Annotated in this window: 9 protein-coding genes and 1 pseudogene; 8 read left to right on the top strand and 2 right to left on the bottom strand. The window is 56.8% G+C overall.

Going from position 1 to position 8,838, the window contains the following annotated elements:
* Positions 1-123: 123 nt before the first annotated feature.
* Entirely contained in the window at positions 124-1,314 is a 1,191-nt protein-coding gene (locus VMU57_RS21345; RefSeq protein WP_325387143.1) for a site-specific integrase, read from the bottom strand.
* An 85-nt stretch (positions 1,315-1,399) separates the two neighbouring features.
* Positions 1,400-1,648, bottom strand: a complete 249-nt coding sequence (locus VMU57_RS21340; protein WP_325387141.1) for a helix-turn-helix domain-containing protein — start codon at positions 1,646-1,648, stop codon at positions 1,400-1,402.
* Positions 1,649-1,960: 312 nt separating this feature from the next.
* Between VMU57_RS21340 and VMU57_RS21335 the strand changes: the two genes are divergently transcribed.
* The 8 genes and pseudogenes from VMU57_RS21335 to VMU57_RS21300 all read left to right on the top strand — a co-directional run.
* Complete coding sequence (locus tag VMU57_RS21335) at positions 1,961-2,914, top strand: LysR family transcriptional regulator (RefSeq protein WP_325387139.1); 954 nt, start codon at positions 1,961-1,963, stop codon at positions 2,912-2,914.
* A gap of 121 nt (positions 2,915-3,035) precedes the next feature.
* Positions 3,036-3,392 (top strand): hypothetical protein, encoded by a 357-nt coding sequence (locus VMU57_RS21330; protein ID WP_325387137.1) that lies wholly within the window; start codon positions 3,036-3,038, stop codon positions 3,390-3,392.
* Positions 3,393-3,401: 9 nt separating this feature from the next.
* The gene (locus VMU57_RS21325) at positions 3,402-3,665 is read left to right on the top strand and encodes a VirB3 family type IV secretion system protein (RefSeq protein ID WP_325387135.1); all 264 of its coding nucleotides are present in this window, start codon (positions 3,402-3,404) and stop codon (positions 3,663-3,665) included.
* Positions 3,646-6,015, top strand: a complete 2,370-nt coding sequence (locus tag VMU57_RS21320; RefSeq protein ID WP_325387133.1) for a type VI secretion protein — start codon at positions 3,646-3,648, stop codon at positions 6,013-6,015. The genes VMU57_RS21325 and VMU57_RS21320 overlap by 20 nt, the downstream gene beginning before the upstream one ends.
* A gap of 20 nt (positions 6,016-6,035) precedes the next feature.
* Positions 6,036-6,866, top strand: a complete 831-nt coding sequence (locus VMU57_RS21315) for a TrbG/VirB9 family P-type conjugative transfer protein (RefSeq protein WP_325387131.1) — start codon at positions 6,036-6,038, stop codon at positions 6,864-6,866.
* Positions 6,867-6,868: 2 nt separating this feature from the next.
* Positions 6,869-8,134, top strand: coding sequence for a TrbI/VirB10 family protein (locus VMU57_RS21310; RefSeq protein WP_325387129.1), 1,266 nt, complete (start codon positions 6,869-6,871; stop codon positions 8,132-8,134).
* Positions 8,135-8,148: 14 nt separating this feature from the next.
* Positions 8,149-8,382, top strand: a complete 234-nt coding sequence (locus VMU57_RS21305; protein WP_325387126.1) for a hypothetical protein — start codon at positions 8,149-8,151, stop codon at positions 8,380-8,382.
* Between the two features lie 237 nt (positions 8,383-8,619).
* Positions 8,620-8,838, top strand: a pseudogene (locus VMU57_RS21300) (hypothetical protein); the annotation flags it as partial.

Below are 8,838 nucleotides of genomic sequence, written 5' to 3'. Positions count from 1 at the left end.
CTGTCACGGCAGAGGTCGCGGGTTCGAGCCCCGTCGTCCCCGCCATGAATCTAAAGGACTTAGGTTCATGGGTGACCCCAAAAAGACAGAGGTTCCGGGTTTGATATGGGTGCAATAAGCATCCTACCCCGCCTTTTGTGGGTGTTTTTCATCCTGTGTTTCACCCAGATTCGGAACCATCATCCTTACAACCTTGCTTTGTGCGGCCCGCTTGTTCGAGGTCGTCGCCTGGGTATATACCTCAAGCGTGATCCTGCTGTTGGCGTGCCGTAAAAGCTCCTGGACCGTCTTTACATCTTCCCCGTTCGCCTTAAGCAGTGTGCCGAAGGTGTGGCGGAAGGTATGCCAGCCGATTCGTTTGTGAATGCCGATCGCTTTCGCAACGGGCCGGATATGCCGCTTCATCAGATTGTCCGGCCAGTACGGTTGCTTGCCCCGCATGGCCTCACTGGCGAAGACATAATCGTCAATCAGTGGATAGGCGCTCTGGCGACGCCAGCGCAGCAGGTCGTCCGCCATATAACTATCGAGCGGAACCGGCTTGGCTGATGCCTCCGTCTTGCAGTCGCCCACCACCTGATGCCAGATGGAACGAGTCACGTTGAGTTCAAGATTGTCGAAGTTCACATCCCGCCACCGCAGGGCCAGGAGTTCGCTGACGCGAAGTCCAGTTCCGGCGTCCAGCAAGATGAGGGTCCGTTCCCGAACACCAAGCTTGCTGAGCAGGAGTTGAATTTCGACAAGTTCGAGAACGTCAGGAATGCGCTCGCGTTTCGCGCTCTGTCGAACGAGCTTGATCGGATTCTTGTCCGACCATTCGTATCGCATCGCGTGAGTGAAGAGTGCGCTCATGAGGTTCCGAATCTTGGCTCGTGTGCCCTTTGCCCGCTTGATCCCGTCCAGCCACTCTTCGACTGCTACGGGCTTCACCTGGTCGAGCGTGTGATCTCCCCAGCGAGGAAGAACCCAGTTCTCCAGATTGCATTCATAAGCAGATCGTGTCGAGAACGCTTTTCTCCCGTTACGCTCACCGGCCAGTTCTTTCAACCTGTAATGCGCAACGAGCATTGCAATCGTGCTCGGCCCAGCTCCTGCCTGCGGGGTTTCTTGGTTGGCGTCGATGCGCAACGCTTGCGCTGCCTTGAGGGCTGATGTCTCATTTGCGAGGGTATCTACTGTGCCGACGATTGCCTTACGATACCTGCTCTTGCCGTCGGTTCCAGCTTCATACCATCGAAAAACCCATACATCAGGCCCGCTCCGCCGCTTTTCGCGTTGCACGCTTCCTTGTTGATACCGTGTTCGCCTTGACATGATTTTCTCCTGTCTCAGGCGCACCGGATGGCTATTACTAGCCTAACGCTGCGCCGGGCAGAGGTCGAGATCTTTATCGTGTGGATTAACCAGCTAACTGCCGCTGAATCCACTCCTCGATTACGGACGCGCGAAAGCGCCAGAGCTTTCCGACATGAACGCCGCGTACAACACCCTTCCGGGCGAGCTTTTGCAACGTCTTTGGATGACACTTCATGATGGACGCCGCCTCATCGCTGTCAAGCAGTCGTTCGGGGATAAATACAGTAGCAGAGGACGGCGGTTTCTTTGGAGTCGTGGTCGGATGATCGTCGTGCGCAAACTCAGAAGGCATTGGAACCTCACATCATCGCAGGATTGTGCTGCTCGGAACGCTCCACTAAGCTCGTCCTCAGTGATGAACGTTCGTTATCCAAGACTGCTCGGGGATTCCTTCGTAGTCCAATACTTCCTACCAATACTGCCCAAAGTTTCACTTATAGAACGCAACAGGATAGGCACTAAAAAGTGCCTAGTTACCTCTCAGGGTTTTCAGGCACTCACAAGTTCCTAATTGACTCGCGTGGTACACGGGAGAACGATTAGTTATCCACAGCCCCCATGTGGACTGTGGAACGGCGTCCTGCCAAGACGGAGTATCAGGGCCATGTCAGATTCCGTGGAGTTTCGCCATCTTGTATACCTGCTTGCCATCTATGAACGAAGGAACTTCACCAAGGCTGCCGAGCGGGTTTACCGTTCTCAGCCAGCAGTGAGTCAACAGGTTCGAGCGCTCGAAGAGGACGCTGGGTTTCCGATTTTCGTGCGTGGCGGACGCAATGGCGTCTCTCCTACTCCCTCTGGCCAACTCATTCTCAACTGGGCCGACAAGGTTGTGACAGAACGTCGTGAAGTGTTCGCCATGGCGCGAGCCATCTACAACAACCAAGTGCCGCCGCTGAGGCTGGGGTTCTCTCCCTTCGTCAATCCGCTTCTCCTGCAGGCACTCCGGCTCGCCTATGAAGAACTTTTCCCCTCCTGTGAGATTCAATTATCCAGCGGAGACACAGCGCACACGCTGCAACGACTCGGCCACGGAGGACTCGATTGCGCCATCCTTCCGCTGCCCGTTGATCGAGATATGTGGACCGTGCTACAGGTAACCCAGTCTCCATTGGTCCTCTGTATGCGGACAAGCGACCCTCTCGCTTCAAAAGCACAGATTGATATTCATGAAGCCGCTCCTCGAATCAAGATCTTCCGTGATCCAGAGCTGCATCCCGCCGCGCATTCCCGCCTGTCGGAGATGTTCGCCGAGGTCGGGATCCCATTGAATCTCACAAACTCAGCCGCGACACCATCCGACATGCAATGGATGGTGAAGGAGAACTATGGCCTTGCTCTCATTGACCAGCTTTCCGCACTGGAAGCGGGCCTCGTTACTCGTCCCATAGCGGGTGTGGATTGGACCGCAGATACAGCATTTGTGACCAGCAAAGAGAGCGCTCATATCGCTCTTCCTCTTCTGGGGAATTACCTCAGAGAGAACGGTCTCAGTCCCAAGCGAAAGCAGCCCCGTCCAGAGAAGGTTCGACCGCAACAGTTGAAGCTAATCGGCTGATCGAGATGCTTCTATAAGTCGAACTTTCGGTGTTATAGAAAATACGTCTTGGACGAGCGAGAGAAATCGGCCTACTTTCCGTGACATGGCGGTACGAAAACATGCCATCAGGAGAATGCCGATGCCACTTCGTTCCAATTTCCAAAAACACACCATTCATCGAAAGCTACTCCATGCAGCGCACGTCATGGGGCCGACGCTGGTTGCTCTCGCCTTCACTGGCATAAGCAGCGGCATAGCTCACGCCCAGGGAACGATGGACTTCTCTGGCGCTCAAACATTAATGACAACCTTCAAAACTTTCGCCATGTACGCTGGGGCCGTTATCTGCCTCGGAGGGCTCATTTTTGCGGGAATTCGCATGATGAGCGGGCGATTTCAGGACGCTATTCCTGGGTTATTCGGTGCGCTGTTTGGTGCCGGAGTCCTGGGATGGGGTGCGGGTTGGATCGGCAGTTTGACCGGCCAATCCATGTGAGGTGCGCCCATGACCAAGCGGGGAGAGCCGTTACCAATCAATCAGGCGCTGAATCGACCGAGAGCCAAACTTGGACTCGATCTTACAGCATGGATGGCGATCGTATTCGTCTGCGTAACGGTTTTCCTCGTCGGGTTTCGCCTGCTGGCGATGATGGCCTTCCCCGCGCTCGCGGCGGGCGCATGGCTCATTGTTCGCAAACACCCAAAGATGTTTGAACTCTGGGGCCTCAGCCTCAGCCAGAAGTCCTACTATGACCCGCGCAAATACTGAGCAAGCCAAATTCGTTCCGTGGTTCGCGAAGGCCGGAGCCGCGTGCAGCATCGTTCCGATTGCACGCTTCATTGGTCCGAACATCTTCGCCCTGAAGGGCGGCGGTTACGGATGCCTTTTTGCGCTCTCCGGCGTAGATGAAGAGGGGTTGACCGACCAGGAGCTTGAATCGCAGCTCCGCATGATCGAAGGCGCATTGCGCGGGCTGCCGGAAGGCACTTGCCTGTATCAGTACACGCGCGTCCGCTCTGGATTCGAGTTGCCTCGTCAGCAGAGCTATGCGAATCCAGTAACGCAGGAGTTCGTCGAAGACCGCCTGCGATTTCTCGAAACATCCGCAGGATTTCGCCGGATCGACCAGCACTGGTGCCTGACGCTAGAGTCGTCGAAGCTCAAAGGGTTCGACCGCACGCCACAGGAGAATACCGCCGCAGCGTCGCGGATGCTGGCAGAGTTGGAGAAAACGGCCACGCTGCTTGCCGGGAATCTCGGCAACACTATCGGACTTCGCCTGCTCGATAAGCAGGGTGCTTTTCAGTTCTTCAGCTATCTCTTCAATCTTGAGGATTGGGCTGAACAGGGCCAGCTTCGCAGCGACACCGGCGTGGATCGGCAGATCGTGCAGTGCCCGGTCGCCTGGGAGACCGATCATCTCCGTATAGGTAAGCGATTCGTGCAGATGTATTCGCTGAAGACAACGCCGGAGGCATCGCGGCCCTGCCTCTTCACCGAGCTGTGCAAGCTCGATTGCGACAGCATCCTGTGCTCAACATGGAGGCCCAAGTCCACGGCGACGGCCCGACATGAGATCGACCAACAGGAAAAGTTCATCAGCTTCTTCAAAGTCGGTGTGCTCTCCCGCGTCATGGCGGGGAAGGATACGGCATCGCTCGATACCGGAGCTGGTGCGAAGGCCGCCAATAATGCCGTCGATGACCTCGGCGAGGTCATCCGCTCGCTGGATAAGAAATCGCAGGGCGAATACTCTCTGCGTCTGCTCATAGCTGCCCGAAATGTCACGGAATTGCACTCCCTCGCTCCTGCTGTGCATCGCGTCTTCGTCGAAGCACGCGCACAGATCATGGAAGAGACGTTGGGCAATCTCTCCGCGTTCTATGCGATGTTCCCTGGCAATGGGAAGTTCAACGTCTTTCCCATGTGGCTGGCGGAAGACCACCATGCCCGGTTGTCTTCCGTATTCGCTCCGCATCTCGGTCATCCTCATTCCGACGACCTCGACAACGAGTATCTGAATATCTTCGAGACGCGCACGCGGACACCGTTCTTTCAGGATGCCTATGTGGATGGTGTGCGGGTGCAACTCATCCTCGGTCCTACAGGCAGCGGCAAGTCGGTGACCGGCAACGTCACCATCGCCCATGAGCAGAAATATGGCGGATTTACCTACATCTTCGATATCGGCGGAAGCTATGAGAGCGTCGTTGAGCTGTATGGCGGTCGTGTAGATCGTATCGGAAAGGACGGCCCGCGTGTGAACCCGTTCACGCTGGAGCCTACCGAGAGCAACATCCAGTTCCTCTACAGCTTCATCAAGTTGCTGTTGACCAACGGCGGCGCGGAGTTGGAGCCAGAAGATGACGATGTGATTCACAAGGCAGTGCAGGATATGTACCTGTTGGACTCCGCGAACCGCCGCCTCTCCAATCTATATCTTCCCAAGAAGCTCGACAGGTATCTCTCGAAATGGGTCGGGAGAGGCGTCTACAGCGCCATCTTCGACAACGTAGAAGACAGCCTATCGTTGTCGCGCGTGCAGTGCTTCGATTTCCAGGGCGTAAACAATGCGCAGTATGCCGACCTGATAGAGCCGCTGATGGTTTGGCTTCTCCGGCGCATCAACGATGTGCTCTACAACCCCGCCAATCTTGGAGTACCGAAGCACATCCTTATCGAGGAAATTTTCTCTTCGATGAAGAACAGGCAGCTTCTCGAAGCGGCGCTCTCTTCCATCAAGACGGTACGCAAGAATCTTGGCGGCGTGACCATGATCGGCCAGTCCGCCGAAGACCTCGGAGCGAATGCCGACAGCATCGTGAACTCCTGCACTTCGTTCCTGTTCCTTCGCGATGCCACGTTCAATCGGAAACGCTACGCCGAGCTGTTCAAGATGAACGAACAGCAACTTACTCTCTTCGAGAGCTTGCAGGACCGCGAGGCGCTCTACATGCGCCGCGACGGACTCACCAAAGTTGTGCGGCTGAATCTCGATAGCCGCAGCTATGCCGTGTTCTCCACCAAGCCGAAAGACCGGATGCGCCGGTCGAAGCTGATTGCCAAGTACGGACTCACCGAGGGCATCACGCGCTTTGCCCAGGGTGATACCGAGTAACCGAAGAAAGGACTGGAACCATGAAGCCACTCATCCCCGTTATCATCAGCCTCGGTGTCGCCGTTGGAACGATGCCCATACACGCATCCACGCCAACGCACCCTCTGGAGCCGAACTCGCCGCGCACCGTCACGGTCTCGGAGTTGCAGACTCCGCCCGTGGTTCGTGCCGCTCTCCTGCAATCGACGCTGATTGTGCTTCCCGCCGAGGAAAAGGTGGCGAATGTCTTCGCCGGTGACACGGTCGATTGGGTGTTCGATGGCGGGCATGTTGCCAGCCGCTTCATCAGCATCAAGCCCAAAGTCGCCGGTAGCACCACTGACGTGCATATCGTCTCCGATCATGGCAATGAGTACACGCTGGAGCTTCGCGAGGTTTCGGGCGACGAAGATTCCCATTTCGACTCCAAAGTATTCATCACCCCAACAGATAAAGCCGCGAAAGAGAAGCTAATTGAGCTGCCTGTCTTCGTGCCTGCCGCCGAACTGGACCAGGCCAAGCAGCAGATTGCGTCGGTGAAAGCAGCAGAAGCCGCCACGCTCAAAGCAGAGCAGACGAAAGAAGAAGCCTATCGCGGCCAGTATCCCGGCACCCTGCACTTTGACTACACCTGGGATAAGTCAAAGGGCAAAGACCTTGGACTCCAGGAAATATGGCGCGATGACAAGTTCACGTATTTGCGCGGCCATTTTCAGGAAACGCCCGCGCTCTATGAAGTGAAAGACAAAAAGCCTTCGCTCATCAACTTCGACTTCTCGAACGGTCTGTATACCGTCCCGAAGGAACTGGACAGCGGTTATCTCGCCATCGGCAAGCAGAAGGTGGAATTTCACCGCGAGGAAGCGAGGTAGCCATGCCGGAGCCGAATCAGAACGCCCACGCGACCGTGCCGGAGCAGCCGGAGTCGAAGCCACCGCTCAAAAAGAGTATGCCAGTCGTCATCGCCCTGGTGGTCATCATTGGCCTGATCGGTATCGCCAACCTCTCCAGCCTCTTGAGGGGCAATAAGAAATCCGCGTCAGCGAGCACCATGCCGATGCGCCCGGCAGCGCCGAACGCACAGCAGGTGAACAGCTTCGAGTCGCAGCAGCAGTTGCAGGCGCAGCGCGACGCCGACGAGCGTCAGCACCAGCAGGAGATGGCCGCCGCGATGCAGCAGTTGCAGGCAGAACAGGGTGTGCCCGGCCCAGAGTCCGCAGGTGCGCCACCCATGACCGCCGCGCAGCGAGACTCTATTTACGGCAACAGTGCCAACGCTCCCCAGCACACCTCCAATCTCACCGAGGCACAGGCCGAGGCCAAACAGAAAGAGTTAGCGAAGGAGAAGCAGCAACAGGACGCCATTGACAGTGACACCGTGGCCATCGACTTCGAGCATTCGAGCACTGCTGTTCCAACGACGACGGCGGAAGCAGCTCAGGAGACGGCTGCTGGCGCAGCCGGCGGCGCGGCTCCCGCAAAGTCCGTAAGCGTTGCAGCAAAAGCCGACAAGCAGACAAACCCGATGGCTCCCTACGACTTCGACGCCTACGATGGCCGTCTCTATCGCGTCTTCGAAGGCACGGTGCTGGAGGGCGTTGTCACCAACCACATTGACGGTGGTTTCAGCGGGCCGATCATGGTTTCGCTGACGACGGACCTCTATTCCCACGACCATCAGGAACTTCTTTTGCCGCAAGGGACGCGGCTGCTTGGCGACGTGCAGAGCGTCGGCAACGCACAGCAGCGCAAGATGTTCGTCACCTTCCACCGCGCCATCTGCCCGGATGGTTTCTCGCTGGAGTTTGCCAAATACATCGGCCTCGACCAGATCGGCACGACCGGCCTTGCCACGAAGGTAGATCACGGGTATTTGCAGGCGTTTGCCGCCGCTGCTGCGATTGGTGGTCTCGGTGGACTCGCGCAGATCGGCAATAACGGCAGCGTCCTCGATCCTTCGGTACAGATTCGCAATGGCATCTCCGAGCAGTCCGCTGTGGAGGGCGAACAGGTGCTCAACCATTTCCTGAACCGCCTTCCGGTCATCACGCTCAAGGAGGGATCTCGCGCCCGCATTTATATCGGCACCGATCTCTTGATTCCGTCCTACGCGGAACATCGCGTCAACCCCACGTTGTAGAGAGGAGCTTTGCTGTGAATGACCGCTATGAACATCTGCTCCGTAAGGCTCGTGAAGCAAAGAGCCGGGGATACGAAGCATGGGCCGTGCAATCCACCGGCGAGAAGGTTGCCGTCGCCCTGGTACTCAATCGTGCCGATTGGTTGTCCACGATCCGGTACACCATTGCCGAAGGCATCGAGCGGAGTGGCGGGGAGTGGGTTGCAATCATCCCGCAGGTCGCTCGTCAGCTTGCGGACGAGGAGTGATGACCATGCAGACGATTCCACTCCATCGCTTTTATCAAACCTCAGGAATCATAGCCGCTATTCTCCTGGCTCTCCTACTCATTGGGACAACTACCGGCAGAAACACGCTTGCATGGATTTACCTCCAGTCCACCGAGACGATGACAAATGCAACACATATCCAAGGATTTCCTCTGGACAGGTTGGACCCAGCCTGTCCGCAGTGCATGTAGTTCAACCCAAACCGCAGGAGGCTTTATGAAGTTCAATCCGAAGAATCGCAAATGGCTTATTGGCGGCGCGGCGCTGTTGCTGACCGCGACGCCGAGCTTCGCGCTGTTCGGGATCGGAGATATTGTCTTCGACCCCACCAGCTACGCCAGTCTGGTTTCCCAGCTCACGACGCTGGAATCGCAGTACAACATGCTCAAGAACAACATCGCCCACTTCTCGCTCAAGCAGCAGTGGCAGACGACG

This window comes from Edaphobacter sp. (assembly GCF_035532915.1).
Taxonomy (GTDB): Bacteria; Acidobacteriota; Terriglobia; order Terriglobales; family Acidobacteriaceae; genus Edaphobacter.
This window is presented reverse-complemented; position numbering and strand designations above follow the sequence as displayed.